A 19641-nucleotide genomic window follows, 5' to 3' on the forward strand; every position below is an offset into this window, starting at 1 on the left:
TCAACCTAGTGAATAATCCCAGGTAATGAAAACGATCACTTCGCGTATTGCTGCCGTATGGCTGGCCATCATGCTAGTCGCGGCAACCGTTGTCGGCGGTGCACCGGCCGTGGCAGCCGCGCCTCAGAGCCCACCCGCTGCTCTGCCCGCGACGCTCAAGGTCGGGACCGAGGGGGTGTATTCGCCGTTCAGTTACAAGGAAAACGGGGAGCTTACTGGCTTCGACGTCGATGTGATGCGGGCGATCGGCCGGGAGTTGGGGGTCAAGATCCAGTTCGTCGTTGTGCCTTGGGATTCGATGTTCGACGCGTTGCGAGCCGGACGTATCGACGTGATCGCCAACCAGGTGAGTTACAACGCCGAACGCGCCGGGCTGTACGACCTGTCCAAGCCCTACGTCGAGTCCACCGGCGTCGTGGTCGTGGCCGAAGACAACGATGACATCAAGGGTCTGAAGGACATTCGCGGGAAGCGCGCCGCGGAGAACATCACCAGCAACTGGGCAGATGTTGCCCGCAAGAACGGCGCGAAAATCGTCGGGGTGAACTCCGCGGACATCGCGTTGAAGGCCTTGAAGCAGGGGCGCGTCGACACTGTTGTCAACGACAAGCTGGCGATTTCGTACGCGATCAAGAATCTCGGCTCGAATGCCGGAGTCAAGATCGTCCAGGAAACCGACGACAAGTCGCGCGCAGTCCTCGCGGCGCGCAAGGGCACCGGCTATATGCCGCAACTCAACCGCGCGATAGCGACCTTCGAGAAGAACGGCACGACCAAGAACCTGTACGACAAGTACTTCTCCGCGGAGGCGAAGCCGCAGAGCGACTGGGACCTGGTGGCCTCGAATGCATGGCCGATGGCGGTCGCCGCGATCAAGGTCACGTTGTCCCTCACGGCCATCGCCTTCGGCCTCGGTCTCGTTGTCGGTCTAGGGATTGCGCTGGCACGCATGTCCTCGAATCGCGCCGTCAGCGGCCCTGCGAGGCTGTACATCTCTTTGATGCGTGGCATCCCAGTGCTCGTGCTGTTGTTCCTGGTCTTCTTTGGCCCCAGTCAGTTTGGGGTCAACCTGCCGTCCTACCTCGCGGCCGTGATCGCCTTGACTCTCAACGTCTCGGCGTACTGTGCCGAAACCATCCGAGCGGCGATCCAGTCGATTCCGGGTGGGCAGTGGGAGGCCGGACGGACGGTCGGGATGGATTACCGCACCACCTTGCGGCGCGTCATCATTCCGCAGGCCGCCCGGAGCGCCGTTCCGCCGCTGTCGAATACGTTGATTGAGTTGCTTAAGTCGACCTCGCTCGTGTCTGTCATCTTGTTGACGGACCTGCTGTTGGTGGCTCAGCAGGCGGCGGCACCGTCTGGCCGATTCTTCACGATGTACCTCTTTGCGGCGCTGTACTACTGGCTCATGGTCGTGCTGCTGACCGCCATCCAGAACCGGGTTGAGGCCCGAGTGAGCAGGTTTGTGTCATGACCAATCTCGTTCAGGTCGACCACCTCAAAAAGGCGTTTGGCGACAAGGTGGTGATCGAGGATGTGTCCTTCGGCGTGCCCGAAGGCTCCGTCACCGTCATCCTGGGCCCTTCGGGCAGTGGCAAGACCACCCTCTTGCGTTCGCTCAACGGGTTGGAACTGCCCGAGGCCGGACGCGTGCGCATCGGAGATGCCGAGGTCGACTTTGCCGACGTGACCCCAGACAAGCGCGGGCGACTGTCGGCGAAAGCGCGCGAGAGCGTACGTGCACTGACTGCCCAAAGCGGCTTCGTCTTCCAGGGGCATCACCTCTTCCCCCACCGCACGGCGTTGGAGAACGTGACCGAAGGTCCGGTTGTCGTTCAGGGTGTGCCCGCTCCCCAAGCACAGGAGGAGGCCAACGCCTTGCTGGCCAAGGTCGGGCTGGCCGAGCACGTCAACAAATACCCGCACCAGTTGTCGGGCGGACAACAGCAACGAGTGGGCATCGCCCGTGCCCTCGCAATTAAGCCGCGACTCGTGTTATTTGACGAACCCACGTCGGCGCTTGACCCAGAACTCGTGGGCGAAGTCCTCGAGGTCATGCGCGACCTAGCGCGTGAAGGTTGGACCATGGTCGTGGTGACCCACGAGATCAAGTTCGCTCGCCAGGTCGCCGATCAGGTGCTATTCATCGACCGCGGCCGCGTGATCGAGCAAGGATCACCCGCCGAGGTCATCTCGAACCCGCAACAGCAGCGGACCCGAGGCTTCCTCAAGCGAATCCTCGAACCGATCTGAGGGACACCACGGGAAGACCAGGGGAAATTATCCGCCGCGGTCGACCAGCGTCCTACCTCACGCCGGTCGAGCCTGGACGGCACACGCCGGTCGAGCAGGCGAGCGCCCTAGCTCGAGCAGGCGAGCGCCCTAGCGCGAGCCGTGTCGAGACCTCCCCTGGGGATCAGCGTGGTCTCGATACGGCCTCGGCTACCGCCTCGACCTACTCGACCGGCGTTGGAGAGAACTGTTGGTCGAGCAGGCGAGCGCCCTAGACGACATACGCCGGTCGAGCAGGCGAGCGCCCTAGCGCGAGCCGTGTCGAGACCTCCCCGGGGGTGAGCGTGGTCTCGATACGGCCTCGGCTAGCGCCTCGACCTACTCGACCGACGTTGCGGGAATTAGTCCCAACCGGCGTTAGGTGGCTGCGTCGAGGGCTGCGGCTACCCGCTGGTGCGCCTCCCAGATCTGCGCTGGCAGGCCATCGAACTGGCGCAGGTGCTTCTCGCGGAACCCCATCTCTTGCTGCCACCGGGCCACATCGATTCGCAGGATGCGGTCGAGGTCGGCCAGGCCCTGCTCATCGAGACCGTCGAGATTGAGCTCCTCACGCAAGGGGATGACACCCACGGGTGTCTCTTGACCTTTGACCTCGCCGTCCTTGTACTGCATCAGCCACAGCAACGCGCGCAGATTCTCGCGGTAGCCCGGCCACAGGAAGTGCCCGTCCTCAGCGTCCCGCTGGAACCAGTTGACGTGGGCGAAGATCGGGGTCTCTTTTGCAGCACCGATGACGTCCAGCCAGTGCTTGGCGTAGTCGCCTTCGCCGTAGGACAGGAACGGCCGCATCGACATCGGGTCGTAGCGCAGAACGCCTTCAAGTCCGTCGGCCGCCGATGTGGCCTCGGCTCCGAGAGTGAGGCCGTCGTACACGCCCTCGGCGATGTCGTGGATCGCCCGGATGAGCGGCTCACGATCGCGGGTGCGTCCGCCGAAGATGATGCCGTCGATCGGGACCCCCTTGGGGTCCTCAAAGTCGTCAGCCACATTAGGGACGTTGGCCAACGTGGTGGTGAACCGACTGTTGGGGTGCGCCCAGGGTGCGTCGGCATCGGCGGGGGAGCGGTCGGCGATCCGCTCGCCCTTCCAGTCGAGCCAGCCGTCGAGGTCCTCGGGCGGGTTCTTGGACTTGCCCTCCCACCAGACCTCATGGCTTTTCTCGTTGTACGCGACATTAGTGAAGATCGACTTCGTCCCGGGCGCGATGGAGTCCAACGCAGTCGGGTTGGTCTTCTCATTGGTGTCCTTGGCGACCCCGAAAACGCCGTTCTCGGGGTTCATCCCATACAACTTGCCGTCGTCGCCGACCCACAGCCAGGCGATGTCGTCGCCGTAGAACTCGACGTAGTAGCGGTCGCCTAAGGCATCCGGGGCGAGTGTCATCGCCAGGTTGGTCTTCCCGGACGCGCTCGGGAAGCCGCCGCAGATGTGCCACTTCTTGCCGGTCTGCTTGTCGGTGATACCCAGCAGCATGAACTGCTCCACGAGGAAGCCGTTCTTCCAGCCGTCGTAGGAGGCCTGCCGCAGTCCGTGCGCGATCTTGCCCAGGAGTGCATTGCCGCCGTATGAGGAGCCGTAGTGCAGGATCGTGCGCTCGTCGGCAACCGTGACGAAGTAGCGCTGGTCGTCGTCGGTACCTTGCCCGAGGTTCTCCAGGTCACCCGTGACGTGCACTGCGCGTATGAAGGAATCGCCGAGATCATTGACGTACTCGACACCGACCCGCGCCATGCGATTCATCTGGAGAACAACCCCACGGTTGTCCGTCACTTCAACGCCTGCCGCGAACTTTTCAAGCGGGTTGCCTTGCGGAGACATCAGATAGGGGATGACATACATCGTCTTGCCGGCGGAAGCACCCCGCATCAGCCCTTCGAGCTTTGGCTTCATTTCTGAGGATGGACGCCAGTTGTTGTAGACCCCGCGATCACTCTCGTCGCTAGTTGCCACGATGGTGCGCTGCTCGGCGCGCGCGGTGTCCTTGAAGTAGGACCGCGAGTAGTAGAGCCCGTCTCCGGCCGGGGCGAGTTCACCAGCCTCGACGGCCTCGGCCAGGAGCCGGTCGTCGTCTCCTGACCCCACAACCTCGACACGAGCTGCGCCGGTGATCTCGGCCCAGTGCGCGACGTAGTCGCGAACATGCCGGTTGGTTAGGCCAGCTTCATCCAGCGCCTGTATGACATCCACCATCTACCTGCCCCACCTTTCAGGGAGTACGTCGGTTGATCGCACCGTACCTGGCCGGTGAATGGATGCGGATGAGGTGAGACACATTGATCGGTTTAGGCACTCAACACTGTGCACTTGAACGATCCAGACTGGTGACTCGACCCGCCCGGATCGCGCACGTTCGGTGAACTGGACGCACCTCGAGGTTGGATGGCGTCCATGCGTGAAAACACTCTTGCGATCGTCCAGGCTGGTGGTCAGGGATCTCGGATGGGGGTTCTGACAAAGGAGCGGGCCAAGCCCGCTCTGCCATTTGGCGGGTCCTACCAACTGGTCGACTTTCCGCTCACCAATTTGCACCACAGCGGGATTGAGCAGGTCTGGTTGTGTTTGCAGTACCAAGCCGATTCGCTGCATGACTTGGTCGCAAACGGCCGTCCGTGGGATCTCGACCGCACACGTGGTGGTTTGCGACTGGTGTTTCCGCGGCAGACCGGCGACACCGGGGGAGACCTCGATGAGGGCTTTGCGACCGGTAACGCCGACCAGCTGTATCGGATCCGCGAGGACATCTCGGGCTCTGACGCCGACGTGGTGCTCGTGATGAGCGCAGACCACATCTATCGGCTGGACTACCAGGAGGTGCTCCGCACACACCGGGAGTCCGGTGCCGAATGTACGGTCGTGACCACGGTCGTTTCCTCGGACGCGGAGGCCAGCGCGCACGCCACGGTGACGACCACCAAGACGGGCAAGGTGAAGGCGTTCGCCTACAAGCCGAGCAAGCCGAGCACCCGGACGATTGCCACCGAGGTGTTCGCCTATGACCGCAAGGCCCTCGTGCGGGCGCTCGAAGAGTTGGGTAGCCGACTCAGCGATGATTCCGACCACGATGATTCAGGCCTCGGCGACTTTGGCGACCACTTGATTCCGTGGTTTGTCGGACGCGGGAAGACCTTCGCTCACGCCCAGCCGGGATATTGGCTCGATGTGGGTCGACCGGAGACCTACCTGGAGGCCCATCGTGATCTGCTGGGCGGAAAGGCCGCCGTCTTTGATTCCGACTGGCCGATCCTGACGCAGCAGCCGCAGCGAGAGGCGGCGCGCATCCATCGCGGCGCTCTGATCGAGGACTCGCTCCTCAGTCCCGGAGCCGTCATTTCGGGAACGGTCCGCAGGAGCGTGATCGGGCCTGGCGTGGTCGTGGAACGCGATGCGGTGGTGAGTGACTCAATCCTGTTCGCGGACAGCGTTGTTCGGGCAAAAGCCGACGTTGCGTGGTCTATTCTCGACGAGCGCGTAACGGTAGGGCGCGGCGCCAAGATAGGCGGGCGCCCACGCAAGCGCCCGGTGCCGAGTGAGTCGATCACGATGCTCGGCACCGGGGCTCGCGTTCGTGCAGGGGGACGTGTGGAGCTTGGTAATCAGCTAGAACCGAGAGCACGACGCTGACTGCGAATCCCGAGGAGCATGTCGAGGGCCAGGAAGGCGAGCAGACTCAGCCCCAGGAGTGGCATAGACCATCCGATCAGCGCCGTAATCGCCCCGATCCCCAGCAACGCTGGCCAAGGTGCCTGCCGAAGCGAGCCGCGCGGGTATGCACGCGGTAGGCGAAGGCCTTCGCCTCGGGTCGGACGGCGCTGCCACAACATGCGATAACCCAGGAGGATGAGGGTGATGAGGGCGATGCCGAGCGCCATCAGTGCCAGTTCGTTGACGACACCGAACAGCGATCCCATGTGGATATCGATGCCCCACCGGGCCATTTTGGCCATGAATGGGTAGTCCTCGAAGCGCACGATGTCGGTGACCTGCATCGTGGCCGGATCGACCGCAGCCACGTCAACCTGGGTCGGCCAGCCACGATCGACCTCGGTCACCGTCCATGCTGCGTCTGGCGCAGCAGCTGGCGCGACCTCGATTTTTGCGGCGTTGATTCCCCCTTCGCGAGCTGCGGCGACGACGTGATCGATATGCCCAAGGTCGTCGCCCGCCAGACCCGACTGCCCATGGCCGGCGTGCTCGCTATGCCCCGCGGCTTCTCCCGCTCCGGTGTCGACCGCTGGTGCCAGCCAACTGAGTTGGCTGCGTACCTCTTCAATCTTGGCCCCTGCGTGGATCGACCAGGTCAAGCCGGTCACTGACAAACCCAGCATGCCGATCAGTGCCACCGCGCCGACGCGGCCGTGAAGACGTCGAGTCCACGCGCGGGTTCGTCCCGGCGTCGACTCTGTGGATCGTGGTGAGCGACGAATCCGGTTGAACCACAACACAATTCCACTAAGTGCGATCACCCAAAGCCACGAGGCCGCGAGCTCAGAGTAGTGCCGACCTGGGTCGCCGAGGTGCAACGAACGGTGCAGGTTTGACAACCAGGTTCGCAGGGGAAGGGACCCAGAGGTGCCATACGTCACCAGGACCCCTTGCGATGTCGCAGTTGCAGGATCGATAAAAACAGAGCGTGTTTCGGAGGCTGCGAGGGTGGGGTCGGCGAACATCACGCGCGTCGTGGCGCCTGCCTCTGGTGCGGGGCGGACAGACTGAACCTGGAGATCCGGCAGCACGGCGCGTGCGGTGGCCACCTGCTCAGTCAGGGGGAGTGGCGCGCCGGTTGTGCGCGAGTTGAGTTGGTCCTGGAAGACGATTCGCTCGGCCTGTGGCGCGATGGCGTAGAGCGTGCCGCTGACGGCGGCGGCAAGGATCAGTGGCCCGATGAAGATGCCGACATAGAAGTGAAGCCGCAAGACGAGTGCGCGGAACCATCCGCGCCCTGGCTCGACGGGCGGTGCGGGATCTTTTGATTGAGTGACGTGCGTGTCAGACATGGGTGCTCCTGGGTACAGCGAGGCAGGCCTACGGGCCTACCCCGTGCCCGCTCGGCGGGCGAAAGTAGTGGAAGGGCGCGGGAAGCTACTGGCCCAGGAGAGGTGGCCCGCGACGAGCGGGCGGCAGCGACTTCCAGAGGTCTCTGGGGTGCGCGCCAATCGGCTCCGCCCAGCGGACAAACTGGTGCGTACGGGCGCGAATAAGACTGGGAGCACTCAGGGTTCGCAGTCCAGCCGCGAGATACCCCGCGCGCTGGACGAGTTGGATTCCAGCACGTCGCGCCCGTTGCGCCAGACCGACCCCGCTCCAGGATTGTCCGGAGGCGGCGATGAGCCATCCAAGAAGTGCCGCAGCGCCGATGTGGGCCGCGAACATGCCCGGCGACGGCATGAGTGCGTGCGCGGCGTGACCACCGGACCCGGCAGTCACACTCTGCGGCGCGTGACCACGATGCTCAGCGACATACGAGACGCGAGCCGAACTACCGGATCCCATGGTCAGCACGGCGTGGGTCGCCAGTTGGTGCGCTAACAGCAGGGGAGCGGCGAACTCAAGTCGTGACGGCCGCAGCGCGAGGGGGAGTGTGAGGACGGTCAGCAACACCACGATCGCCGCGACAAGACCGAGTCCAGGAACTGGCCCGCCAGCCAGAACGTGAGCGCTTGCACCGCAGAGGACACCGCATAGCGTCAGCGCGATGGCACGGCAGAGACGCAGCCATGCTCGGGTGCGCTCGAGGCCTGTCACGATGGTTGAACGTACCAGTGGATCGGCCATATGGGGCCAAACTCGTGCGGCGGTGGTGAACCCAGCAAGGGGTCGGGAAGGTTTCAGGCGGTGAAGTGTCGCCAATGACCTTCCGACACGACCTCCACCGCGTCATCGACAACCGTGAGTGCAGTGGCGTCGTCGATTGCGTATGCAGGGTGCGACAGCCCCGCCGCCCAACGCTCTGCGTCGGCCATCGTGTTTTCGGGAAGGTCCGGATGATCAAGGTGAGGGAAGATTGAGAAGTCGATCAGTCCAAGGGCATGATCGCCCCCGCCCGGCCGCTGCCAGCCCACGAAGTCGGCGCCAATGTGCGGTGCCATGATCATGCTGCCAGCGCTGAATCCGACCCACAGTGTGTCGTCAAGCGTCGGGAGCAGGTCTGCTAATCCGGACTCGACCAACCAATGTGCGAGGAATATCGGGTCGCCGCCATTGACCAGGAGGACATCGGCGTCGCGGACCGCTCGCACCCAGGCATCACGATCGATGCTCAGCAGCACGCTGAGCTCCAGGACTCCGACCGATTTCCAGCCCAACTCAGTCATCGGGCACTGTGTCTCTCGTCCGGCGACGAATGCCCACGCGCGGGTCAGCCCGCCATGGTTGGCGTACGCCGCGGTCGGGATGCACAGCGCATTCGCCTCAGCGATCGGCTTGCCAAGTAAGTCCAGGAGTGCGCGATGAATGCTGGGATTCTTGATCCCGGCGGAGGTGAGCAACATCTTCATGGACTCACTCTTTCGGGTTCGGACTGCGGGGTCTATAGATGGCCAGGTTCACCAGGGCAAGCTGCACGTACCTGGCGACCTGCAGGCGCGGATCGCAGATCCCGGCGCTCGCACCCTCGGACTGTCGCCGACGCATGGGCTCGCGATCTCCGATCTTCCCGTGCATCACCGCGACCCGTTCGACCGACTGACTATCGCCCAAGCAATGCTCGAAGGACTGACCGTTGTCACGGCTGACACGCGATTCGCGGCCTACGGCATCGAGTTGCTGGAGGCGTAAACCGGGCTCGGGCGCTGCGCTTCTCCGTTGATCGGTTCAACCCCGATAATCTACATTATGTCAAGTAGCAGCTTGAGGGCTGCATCTGATGAATCACCGACGCCTCCCCGAGGCACTCCCCGCTCGGCGGCACGGTGAGCGTGGAAAGCGGATCTACTAACCACGCGGAGTAACCGTGATGACCTCGCAGGTGAAGGGGGCGCCGGAACGTTCGATCTGATGACAAACATCTCGCCTCAGGTTGCCTCTACGCCCGCCGATCGAACCTGCCTACGTCAAGGTCGAGCGCTCTAGGTCCGGGTCAAGCGGACGAGGTGTGCTGATTCACGAAGGTGGTCGCGTTGGTGAGCGCACGCGTGATGCTGCCTGAATCATGAAAGCGAGGCCAACGACGCACTGGCCGCACGCTAACAGTCGGGCTACTCCCTCGGACGATGTCGCCAACCAAATGCCGGCCAGGAGAATGACCGCACCCGCAACACATTGAATGTAACGACGGCTAATGGAAACCTCCCCCGGCTGGCTGATCGCTCATTTCGTGCGCCGCTCACGGCGCCTACGTCAGGCTACCGCGACAGAAATGCGTCGGTCGCGCGTGAAGGACTCAGGTAATGTCGCCAACCATGGCGGGGTTAGTAACTGCGTGCAGTGGCTCGACCGCTACGACGATCCTGACTCCCCCACTTGATCCGAACCGCCGCCTGTGCACCTTCTTCCGCTGAGTAACGTCAGCTCGAAATGCTGGCTCCCCTTGCCAGCCCGGGCCTCAATGCGTACCTGCCAGCAGGCACCGCGGTGATGCTCAGTTGTTAGCGTCTCGAGATGACTGCTGGAAGTGCCGACCTGTTACCGGAGTTCGCCCGGCGACTGGTTCGTACGGTGTTCGGCGCGCGTGCCACCGAACCGCATGCGCTAGCGGCTGGCGCCTGGTCTCAGGCGTTGCGAGCGGACTGTCGACGGCACAGCGGACGAGCTCACACCCAACCGCCGATAATCGAAGTCAGGTGCCTGAGCGGCGAATCGCTACCATGACGGGTGTTGCTCACACAGAATCCGATCGCTCGAGAGAAGGACGCGGTGGACGAGGACGCGCTCCAGCGGATCGTGGATTCGCTTGCTTCCCGGTTGTCTCGCTCGGTGGCTCTTGATGACCCCGGAATGCGCCTCCTGGCGGCGAGCCGCCATTTCGGCGACGAAGATCAGGCGCGTCTACTGTCGCTCGTGCAGCGTGAGATGCCTGCCGAGAACTCCAGATTCGCGTTGTCCCACGGGATTTCCAGTTCGACACGGGCCCAGAGCATCGGGCCATCTCCCGAACTCGGCGCGTCGGCGAGGGTTTGTGTGCCTGTCCGCTGTTACGGCGCATTGTTCGGATACCTCTGGCTGATAGACCCCGACGCGACGTTGAACGATGCGGATCTGGCCTTTGCCGAGAAAGCGGCACACGATGCCGGTTTGGTTTTGTACCGGCGGGTGCTCCACAACGAGCGCGCGCGAGAGCGGGAGGAGATGCATCTGCGCCGTCTCCTTTCGGCTGACACCGAGTTGCGGGCTCAGGCATGTGTTGAAGTTGACGACGAGCGCGCCCTAACCACCCCTAATTTTTGCGCGGTGGTTGTGGCTGAAGTTGAGACCTCCCACGGTTTGGCGGCGCATGTCTTCGAAATGGCGCTCCGAGGTGCGGCGGAGAACGCTGTCCGAGTGTTGCCGCCACGGTCAAGTATCCACCTCATTGAGGGCCGTCAACTGGTCCTGTTGGTAACTGGTGCCGTCGCATTGAAGAAGGACATTGTCCTGGATATCGCCCAGCGGGTGGCCGACCGTGTTCAGCAGATGCTCCCGGCGGGACCCGCGGTGAAGATTGGGATCGGGTCCGTCGGCCCCCATCTAACCCACGCAGTCTCGTCCGTTAATGAGGCGCAACAAGCAATCCGGGCTTCTAGAGTTCTTTCCACATTCGGGTCCATCGTCGATTGGGACGAACTCGGCATATACGGCCTGCTGCTGCGGCTGGCACCGCAGGAATTCGTCGCCACTGACTACCTTCCGGCGCTCGTACGACTGAGGGACGGCGATCGCCACGGTAAGTTGCTGGAAACCATCGAGACATACCTCGACAAGGCTGGCGACGTGGCCCGAACGTCGGACGCCTTGCACATCCACCGCACGACGCTTTACTACCGATTGAGCAAAGCGGAGGAGCTCGCAGGCGTCAGCCTCGATAGCGGCGAGGATCGGCTCATGATGCACCTGGGTATCAAGCTCGCCCGACTCTCCGGGGCCTTGGACACGCCAACAGGTACGTCCTAGGCCGAGCAATAGCGGCGTCCAACTGGGTGCGCGGACCTCTCCTACAAATGTCGAACTTGGTGGCAGATCTTTCCTCGTATGAGCGGATGTACTAGGTCTCCCGTTGGCCACATCCTTGGAGCATGGGGTCGGTGCGATTCCGCCGCCGACGGCACCACAATCGACGTCACCACAGGTAAGGAGATGCGTCCGTCATGAAGGTCGACTGGAACCAACGAGTCCGGGACAGTGTCGACGAGCAGACCGACGAGATGTTGTCATTTCTCGTCGACCTGGTTCGCATGCCGAGCATCGGCGGGACCGACAACGAAAATGACTGCCAGGCCTACCTCGCTGACGTCTTCGCGAAAGAGGGCCTCGAGACCGACAACTGGCAAATCCCCGTTGCTGATCTTGAAGCCGAAGAGGCATTTCCTGGCATGGAAGTAGAGCGCGCGGAGGCGTGGGGCCTGGTGGGCAAGCTCTCCGGATCGGGCGATGGGCGCACCCTGATGCTGAACGGGCACCTGGACGTGGTGCCTGCTGGAGACCTCACCACGTGGACCGACAAGGACCCTTTCTCGGGACGAGTCAGCGGCGGGAACATCCTCGGGCGGGGCACGTGCGACATGAAGGCTGGCCTGGTCGCGGCGCTCTGGGCAGTGCAAGCGGTCCGACGTGCGGGAGTCCCCCTGCGCGGTGATTTGTTGCTCGCCAGCGTTCAGGGCGAAGAAGACGGCGGGCTTGGCACCTACGCAACGCTTCGTCGCGGTTGGCGTGCAGACGCCTGCGTGATTCCAGAACCCACGAGCCTCGACCTCGTCCCAGCAGCCGCGGGATCGTTGACGTTCCGCCTCCGCGTGCCGGGGCACGCTACCCACGCCTCCCGCCGTACAGCAGGAGTCAGCGCGTTGGAGAAGTTTTGGCCTTTGTTCGCCGCTCTGGAAAAACTTGAGCAGCGCCGCAACGCATCGGTAGATCCGCTGTTCGCGCGGTGGGAGCTCGCCTATCCCATATCGATCGGGGCCGTACGTTGCGGGGATTGGGCATCCTCGGTACCGGACCTGCTCCTTGCTGAGGGGCGGCTCGGCGTTGCTCTCGGGGAGGACCCGGCTCAGGCCAGAGCTGCCCTCGAGGAAACCGTCGCCGACGTCTGCAAGGCGGACCCGTGGTTGCGATCCAACCCGGCCACGGTGGAATGGTGGGGTGGCCAATTCGCGTCAGGGCAGCTGGCTGCCGACAGTGATCTGATGCCTCGAGTGCGCGAAGCCCACACGAGCGTCACAGATGGCACACCTCAGGAGGCCTGGGGTGCGCCCTACGGCAGCGATCTACGTTTGCTGACCCATTTGGCTCAGATACCAACCCTTCACTACGGGCCAGGCGATGCCACTCTCGCCCACGGTCCGGACGAATCGGTTCCGGTGGACGAGGTCATCACCTGCGCCCGAGCGCTTGCCACCCTCGCCCTCGACTACTGCGGCGTGGAAGATCACTGAACGACCCGTATTTACGCTGAACGACAGATCGAACTGAAATTCGGGAGTCGGTCTCCCCCTTCCCCGAGTCCATAAAAAACGAAGGAGCCCAACAATGACTATGTTCGTCGGAGTCTCCGACATGGCCCACTGGATCCGCACCGTTGGTCCAGAGGTCATCATTGACCAAATGTCTCATGAGATCGAGGCAGATTTTAAGCGCTGGCGAAGCTTCGATCTGGTGCCAAGGTTGGCGAGTCACACGCCGATCGGCGTCATCGAACTAATGCCCACTAGTGACGGCACTAGTTACGCCTTCAAGTACGTCAATGGTCATCCGTCCAATCCTGCACGAGGTTTTCAGACGGTTACCGCATTCGGCGCGCTTGCCGACGCGGATAATGGTTATCCGGTCCTGCTTGCCGAGATGACGCTCTTGACCGCCGTCCGCACGGCCGCAACGTCTGCGATGGTGTCCCGGCTTCTTGCACGTCCAGACTCTCGCCGCATGGCTTTGATCGGCGCGGGGAGTCAAGCGGAGTTCCAGGCACTCGGCCACCGAGCCGCGTTGGGTATCAATCAGATCGCAATTTGGGATACAGACCCCGACGCAGCTCGCAAAGCGGAGCGCAATCTTCTTGGCCTCGGTTTCGAGGTGCACGTGGCTGATAGTGCACATGCGGCCGTCGCTGGCAGCGATGTGGTGACAACGTGCACTGCTGACAAGATTCAGGCCACCGTGCTATACGACGCGTGGGTCGAGCCAGGAATGCATCTCAACGCGATCGGCGGAGATTGCCCAGGTAAAACCGAACTTGAAACAGTAATCCTCGACCGGGGTCCCGTGTTTGTCGAGCACACCCCACAGACCAGGATCGAGGGTGAAATCCAACACCGCGACGGCGAGTTTCCCGTAATCGAACTTTGGCGCGTCATTTTGAATGAACAGCATGGTCGTGAGACACCCGAGCAGGTCACGATCTTCGATTCGGTCGGCTTCGCGATTGAAGATTTCTCTGCGCTTCGGTACCTCCACGCCAGTGTCCGCGCCAACGGGACGTACACGGACATCGATCTCGTCGCAGAGCCGGAGGACCCTAAGGATCTCTTCGGCATGGTCGGTGCGCCTGTGCCTGCGTTATAGCCACGTCGCCGCCAAGCGCGGCCACTCCCCCACAACGTTGGGATTTGGCCCTTTCGCCGAAGATGCGGTCGGGCCAGAACAGCAACGCCCCATCACGCTGCAGCGATCAGCCAAGTCAGCGCATCCGCGCCAGAAAGCTCTGCCATCCCTCGACGTGCGAGTCCGCCTCGAGTCGCTCGTCGGCGTGTCGCCGTACGGCCCGTGTCTGACCGTGAGCGTCGTGCCCCCGGGGCTCGCCACCTTCGCAGTTACGTCCACGCGGCGCTCAGGCTCATTGGGGCGACCCCACGTCCAACTAAACGCAAGCGCCTGAGACTCCAGGAGGAGAATCCTCCCGTTCATCGTTTGACCTAATTGTGGGAAGTGCACGGTATATAAGTCTCCCGGGTTAGAGCCGATCGTCAATACACCTCCCCACCATTCTGAAACATGCCTTGGCTCGGTGAAACGACGTATGGCATCTTCCGGAGTCAGGTTCGCCAATTCCACCCACAGTTCAACCATGTCGCTAGCCCGGCGGTGGTGAACGTTCACACGTTACCCTCCTTTGGTTGGATTATTTCTAAGTATCCGGCTGTGGCGTTGCGTTTACTCCTCACCCTTTTCATGTACATGACGCTAACGCCACATGCTCCGCGGTGCCGCGATATTCAGGATTTCTATGGGCCCGGCTTGGCCCGGGCGTGTGCCGCGCTCGATGTCAGTGCTGCCGCCTACCTTTGAGCCATGCCTTCACACCACGCGATCAACTACATCGAGATCGGCGTCGCTGACGTCGCTGTGGCCAAGACGTTCTACGGCGATGCCTTCGGCTGGACGTTCACCGACTATGGGCCGGAGTACGCCGGAATCCTCAGCCCGGAGGGCGGCGACCGCGAGGTCGGCGGACTGAACGGTCAGGGCGTACGACCGCGCGGCGGGCCGCTCGTGCTGCTCTGGTCAGCTGACCTGGATGCCTCAGCGGAGGCCGTTGCCGCTGCCGGCGGCGAGGTCAACGAGGGGCCTTACGAATTCCCCGGCGGCCGCCGTTTTCACTTCATTGACCCCGCGGGCAATGAGCTCGGCGTATGGGGTGCGTAGGCGGCAGTCGCATCACGCAAGGGTCCGACGTACGACGCGGCGTCGCAATGTGGGTGAGGCGTAGACGTCATACCCGGCGTCGAGAAAGACCTGCAGCAACCCGACTGACGCCTCGTCCCAGATCACCTTCTTGCCTGGTGCCGGTTCGATCGGGTAGCCCTCTAGGACTGATGCGCCGACCTGCTGCCCGTACTCGACGGTGGCCGCTGCGAGTTCGTACATCAGCCCGGTGTTGCGCATTCCTTTACGGACGACGAAGCACGTCACCGACCAGATACCGTCGCGCTCAGGTTCCATGCGCATCCAGGGCTGCTTGCGACTCCAGATCCTCGGATAGGTGTCCCGAGGCTCCACGGCGACCCATCCCGCGGGCTCACCGTCGACGTACCCGATGAGTCCCGATGTCGGACTCGTGGTGCCGCAGGCAGTCTGCTCCCGGAGGGCGGCTTCGCGCCCATCCTGAGTGCTATCGCGCCAGATCCATCCTGGGACCTTCAGCGCCTGGCAACGGCACTTGCTCGCGCCACCGGCGTCGAAGACGGCCGCGACGTCTTCAACGGACGCCTCGTTGGCCGGCCGCCAGGAAAACTGCAGGCGCTCAGTGCTCATCGGGTCTGAACTGCGAGACGTCCGGCAAGCGCGACGAACGTGCCGGCGAAGACTTTGCGCATCGCGTCAAGGACCCGTGGACGCGCTAAAACCCGATCACGCACTGCGGCCCCGAAGAAGCTCAGGCCCAAGCGCCGTGATCAGGAAGGCAGGCGACATGCCACTCAGCGTATGCGGGGCGTGGGCCCCACGCATCGTTTCCGCCCACCGCGGCCCAGGTCGGCCATATGCGTGACTTCGACCACAAGGTCGGCTCTTGGCTTGGATAGACACCCGCTCGCGACCTAACCTAAGTAAAGGCTTACCTAACTTAGCGCGAAGGAGATGCAGTGCGTGACCTGCGAGTGGCGGTTATTGGAGCGGGGCCGGCAGGGATCTACGCCGCCGACATCCTGACCAAGGAGCACGAGGGAGCCTCGGTGGACATCATCGAACGTCTACCCGCTCCGTTCGGGCTTGTCCGCTACGGCGTTGCCCCGGATCACCCGCGCATCAAAGAGATCATCAAGGCACTCAACCGAGTGATGGGACGGGAGCGCATCCGCTTCCTTGGCAATGTCGAGTACGGCACCGACCTCAAGTTGGATGACCTGCGCCGCCACTATGACGCCGTCATCTTCGCAACGGGGGCGATGGCTGACCGCGCATTGGACATTCCCGGCGTCGAATTGCCGGGCAGTCACGGGGCGGCAGACTTCGTGAGTTGGTACGCAGGCCACCCGGATGTCCCGCGCGACTGGCCTCTCGATGCACGCGAGGTCGCCATCGTCGGCGCCGGGAACGTCGCCCTGGATGTCGCGCGCATGCTCGCCAAGCCGGCGGATGAGCAGCTCACCACTGAAGTCGCCGACAACGTATATCAGGGCCTAAAAGCCAACCAGGCCACCGATGTTCACGTGTTCGCGCGGCGCGGACCCGCCCAGATCAAGTTCACGCCGATGGAGTTGCGCGAACTCTCCCACTCCCCCTCGGTCGACGTTATCGTCCACCCCGAGGGCTTCGACATCGACGAGGCGAGCCAGAAGGCCATCAGCCGCAACAAGGGCACTCGGCTTGTCGTCGACACCCTGCTCAAGTACCTCGAGGCAGAGCCGACGGGCGCTGAACACCGGATCCACATCCACCTCTGTCAGTCGCCAGTGAGCGTCCTTGGCAATGACCGAGTCGAAGGCATCCGTACGGAGCGGACTGAGCTTCAAGGCGATGGGACCGTTCGCGGCACAGGCGAATTCATCGACACACCGGTACAGGCGATCTACCGAGCCGTCGGCTACCTCTCGTCCCATTTGCCGGGCTTGCCGTTCGATCATCACGCCGGAGTGATGGGCAATGACGCTGGGCGCGTACTCGACCTGGATGGCGCTCAGATCCCCGGCGTATATGTCACCGGGTGGATCAAGCGCGGCCCAGTCGGACTGATCGGCCACACCAAGTCCGATGCTGCCGAGACGATCGCGAACCTGCTCGCTGATGTCGCCAACCTCCGGCGGCCCGAGATTGAGGACCCCGACGCGATTCTCGAACACCTCGCCGGTCGCCAGATCACAGTCATCGATGCGGACGGGTGGGGCCGACTCGATGCCTACGAGCGAGAGATCGGCGAACAACAGGGTCGCGAACGCATCAAGGTCATCCCGCGAGAGGACATGGTGCGCGCTTCGACGCATCGGGATTGACCGGCCGACGATCGAAGTCGTCTGCTTGCCAACGGTTTTCCACAACCTCCTCCATCCGCATTCGAACAGGTGTACGATGTGAGCATCGGGTTGAAGTCCTGATAGGGCGAAAATAGGGGGTGGTTGGGAATGGTCCATGACGCGCACACCGTCGCTGCTGATCTTGCTCGGGTGTTGCCCGATGTCGCGGCCCTTCCCGAGCATGTTCATCAACTCCACGGCCCAGAGTTAACCTCGCTGGTCCGTGACCTGTTAGCGACGATGCAACTGTGCGAGGCCGCGGTCATTGCTGCGATCGCGGACGCACTCACCCGCGGTGTGATCAATGAATCCACCGCCGGCAACCCAACACAATGGGTTTCGCGTCTGGCCGCCGGTGAACCTCCTGGAACTCTCTTAGGCCAGGCTCGGCAGCGATCCGGCCCGCTGACCCCACTCGATGAACCCGACGCGGACACCGCCGCGACTGGAGCGGATGTGGCCTCTAGTGGTGAGCAGGGTCCTCGCCCGATCGTGCCGGGTCTGGAACCAGCACACGCCAGCCGGATCGCTACCCTCGCGACCGCCTGCACCCAACCACGCAACACCGTCCTGGCCGAAGCATTGACCACCGGCAGAGTCGGGACCAGTGCCGCACGGACCGCGCTCCGGGAAATCGACAAAATCATGCCACTGCTCCCGTCCGCGAAACGCGATGACGTGTTCGGCCACTTCCTGGCCCTGGACCCAGGTGCCGGGGCCCGCCACATCCGCGAACTCACCACCCGCGTCATCGCGACCTACGCCGATGAAACGTTCCTACGCGAAGCGGACGAACGGCTGGAATCAGTCGAAACCGTGACCTGGAGTCACCTGCCCCACGGCATGACCCGCCTGACCGCTGACCTCACCCCGCTGCACGCCGCACAAGTCCGGCACGCGATCGACGCGCTGTCCGCGCCATCCCCAGGGAACGACTGCTGCGACAACGTGCACCACCGCCACACCGGCGAAACAACCGGGACCCCCGATGACCGGACCCCAGCCAAACGCCGCGCGGACGCCCTCATGCTGCTCAGCACCCGCGCCGCAGAACTCCTCGACACCGACAGCGCCATACCGACCAGCGGCACCACCCGCCTGACCATCACCATCGGATATGACGAACTCGCCGGGACACTCCAAGGATTCGGCACCACCCACACCGGTCAGGCCCTGGAAGCGCACACCATCCGAGCACTCGCGTGCGACGCCGACATCCTGCCCATGATCCTGGGGTCCGAAAGCCAACCCCTGGACGTCGGACGAGAACGTCGACTGGTCACACCCGCCCAACGCGCCGCCGTGATCCAACGCGACCGACATTGCACCTTCCCCGGATGCGATCGGCCACCCACCTGGTGCCAAGTCCACCACCTCATCCCCTGGCACGCCGGCGGAACAACATCACTGCAGAACTCAGCCCTGCTCTGTCCCCGACACCACACCATCGTCCACCGCCACGGATACACCGCGACCAACAACAACACCCACATCACCTGGAACCTCACCCCCGGCCAAATGACCAAAACCACCCGCGACACCCACGCCGCCTGACAGTCGTCTGCAACGTCGGTCGAGAATCAGCGCTTGGTCAGCACGAAAAATAGGAAGCAGAGAACGGCCTCCTTTTTTCGAAGATCTGGCGGCAACAACTCCGGCGGAGTATCCGGCGCGTATGGCGGGTCACTGATCACCGAGATATCGAAACCTGCACGGGTGAACTCATCGCTCATCAGACTCAATGGTCGGTGGTAGCGCGATCAACCTCCGACCGCCGGGTCGCAATGTGCGGTTCAACTCTCCTTGGGCATGCGGCGATTCTCCTCGCTCGGGGGTCGGGCCGAATCAGGGATCATTCGGCGAGTTCGGGTCCAGAAGCGCATGCAACGACCTGAGGTAATTCGGATCAGCAAGGACCAGCGCGTCGAGCTCCTCGCGTCGGAACCAGCGCAGGTCGTCATGCTCGTCGGGCTCTTGGTTGGTCGGCTCGCCTGACCAATCCGTCACGACGAACGCATGCAGGTCGAGGGCAGGGTCTGAGTTCTCCAACGGCAGGGTCTCAAGGGCCCGAATCTCCACTCCGATCTCCTCTAAGCACTCTCGACGGAGGGCGTCCTCGACGGACTCCCCCGCCTCGACGTGACCTCCAATCAGGTCCCAGCAATTCGGGTAGTTATCGCGGTCAGGATGCCTGTGCCCCAACAGGATTCGCCCGTCGCGAATCAACACTGCGGCGGCGATGCGGTGCGGTGGCGTCATGTATCCCTCAAACAGT

At 63.1% G+C, this 19641-nt stretch carries 17 protein-coding genes; 10 read left to right on the plus strand and 7 right to left on the minus strand.

Annotated features, from left to right (window positions below):
- Positions 1-25: 25 nt before the first annotated feature.
- Positions 26-1477, plus strand: a complete 1452-nt coding sequence (locus F562_RS20530; RefSeq protein ID WP_018155820.1) for an ABC transporter substrate-binding protein/permease — start codon at positions 26-28, stop codon at positions 1475-1477.
- A complete protein-coding gene (locus F562_RS0104920; RefSeq protein ID WP_018155821.1) occupies positions 1474-2256 on the plus strand; it encodes an amino acid ABC transporter ATP-binding protein in 783 nt (260 codons plus the stop codon). Before F562_RS20530 ends, F562_RS0104920 begins: the two co-directional genes overlap by 4 nt.
- Positions 2257-2652: 396 nt before the next feature.
- On the opposite strand, the gene F562_RS0104925 is transcribed toward F562_RS0104920, so the two are convergent.
- Complete coding sequence (locus F562_RS0104925) at positions 2653-4485, minus strand: phosphoenolpyruvate carboxykinase (GTP) (RefSeq protein ID WP_018155822.1); 1833 nt, start codon at positions 4483-4485, stop codon at positions 2653-2655.
- Positions 4486-4683: 198 nt separating this feature from the next.
- Here F562_RS0104925 and F562_RS0104930 point away from each other — a divergent pair, with 198 nt between their 5' ends.
- The gene (locus F562_RS0104930; RefSeq protein ID WP_026181011.1) at positions 4684-5916 is read left to right on the plus strand and encodes a glucose-1-phosphate adenylyltransferase family protein; all 1233 of its coding nucleotides are present in this window, start codon (positions 4684-4686) and stop codon (positions 5914-5916) included.
- Here the strand turns inward: F562_RS0104930 and F562_RS0104935 are convergent.
- The 3 genes from F562_RS0104935 to F562_RS0104945 all read right to left on the minus strand — a co-directional run bounded on the left by F562_RS0104935 (position 5889) and on the right by F562_RS0104945 (position 8789).
- A complete protein-coding gene (locus tag F562_RS0104935) occupies positions 5889-7289 on the minus strand; it encodes a PepSY-associated TM helix domain-containing protein (protein ID WP_018155824.1) in 1401 nt (466 codons plus the stop codon). The genes F562_RS0104930 and F562_RS0104935 overlap by 28 nt on opposite strands.
- Positions 7290-7374: 85 nt before the next feature.
- A complete protein-coding gene (locus F562_RS0104940) occupies positions 7375-8037 on the minus strand; it encodes a hypothetical protein (RefSeq protein ID WP_156822541.1) in 663 nt (220 codons plus the stop codon).
- 83 nt (positions 8038-8120) lie between these two features.
- Positions 8121-8789 (minus strand): Type 1 glutamine amidotransferase-like domain-containing protein, encoded by a 669-nt coding sequence (locus tag F562_RS0104945; RefSeq protein ID WP_018155826.1) that lies wholly within the window; start codon positions 8787-8789, stop codon positions 8121-8123.
- Here F562_RS0104945 and F562_RS18110 point away from each other — a divergent pair.
- The 5 genes from F562_RS18110 to F562_RS0104970 all read left to right on the plus strand — a co-directional run bounded on the left by F562_RS18110 (position 8788) and on the right by F562_RS0104970 (position 15060).
- A complete protein-coding gene (locus F562_RS18110) occupies positions 8788-9069 on the plus strand; it encodes a type II toxin-antitoxin system VapC family toxin (protein WP_018155827.1) in 282 nt (93 codons plus the stop codon). The two genes, F562_RS0104945 and F562_RS18110, sit on opposite strands and share 2 nt — an antisense overlap.
- Before the next feature lie 1035 nt (positions 9070-10104).
- Complete coding sequence (locus F562_RS18115) at positions 10105-11379, plus strand: helix-turn-helix domain-containing protein (RefSeq protein WP_018155828.1); 1275 nt, start codon at positions 10105-10107, stop codon at positions 11377-11379.
- A gap of 194 nt (positions 11380-11573) precedes the next feature.
- Positions 11574-12857: an ArgE/DapE family deacylase gene (locus tag F562_RS0104960; RefSeq protein ID WP_018155829.1), complete on the plus strand. Its 1284-nt coding sequence runs from the start codon at positions 11574-11576 to the stop codon at positions 12855-12857.
- Positions 12858-12951: 94 nt separating this feature from the next.
- Positions 12952-13980, plus strand: a complete 1029-nt coding sequence (locus F562_RS0104965) for an ornithine cyclodeaminase (protein WP_026181012.1) — start codon at positions 12952-12954, stop codon at positions 13978-13980.
- 726 nt (positions 13981-14706) lie between these two features.
- The gene (locus F562_RS0104970; protein ID WP_018155831.1) at positions 14707-15060 is read left to right on the plus strand and encodes a VOC family protein; all 354 of its coding nucleotides are present in this window, start codon (positions 14707-14709) and stop codon (positions 15058-15060) included.
- A gap of 12 nt (positions 15061-15072) precedes the next feature.
- On the opposite strand, the gene F562_RS0104975 is transcribed toward F562_RS0104970, so the two are convergent.
- Positions 15073-15669 carry a GNAT family N-acetyltransferase gene (locus F562_RS0104975; RefSeq protein WP_018155832.1) on the minus strand — a complete coding sequence of 199 codons (597 nt, stop codon included), beginning with the start codon at positions 15667-15669 and terminating at the stop codon, positions 15073-15075.
- A 329-nt stretch (positions 15670-15998) separates the two neighbouring features.
- Here F562_RS0104975 and F562_RS0104980 point away from each other — a divergent pair, with 329 nt between their 5' ends.
- Positions 15999-17345 carry an FAD-dependent oxidoreductase gene (locus F562_RS0104980; RefSeq protein WP_018155833.1) on the plus strand — a complete coding sequence of 449 codons (1347 nt, stop codon included), beginning with the start codon at positions 15999-16001 and terminating at the stop codon, positions 17343-17345.
- Positions 17346-17474: 129 nt separating this feature from the next.
- On the plus strand, positions 17475-18920 hold the full coding sequence (locus F562_RS20065; RefSeq protein WP_018155834.1) for an HNH endonuclease signature motif containing protein: 1446 nt from the start codon (positions 17475-17477) through the stop codon (positions 18918-18920).
- 26 nt (positions 18921-18946) lie between these two features.
- Here the strand turns inward: F562_RS20065 and F562_RS20730 are convergent, their stop codons facing one another.
- Positions 18947-19099, minus strand: a complete 153-nt coding sequence (locus tag F562_RS20730) for a hypothetical protein (RefSeq protein WP_018155835.1) — start codon at positions 19097-19099, stop codon at positions 18947-18949.
- Positions 19100-19211: 112 nt separating this feature from the next.
- Positions 19212-19625 carry an NUDIX domain-containing protein gene (locus tag F562_RS0104995; protein WP_018155836.1) on the minus strand — a complete coding sequence of 138 codons (414 nt, stop codon included), beginning with the start codon at positions 19623-19625 and terminating at the stop codon, positions 19212-19214.
- Between the last annotated feature and the right edge of the window lie 16 nt (positions 19626-19641).

It is taken from the genome of Demetria terragena DSM 11295 (genome assembly GCF_000376825.1).
GTDB lineage: Bacteria > Actinomycetota > Actinomycetes > Actinomycetales > Dermatophilaceae > Demetria > Demetria terragena.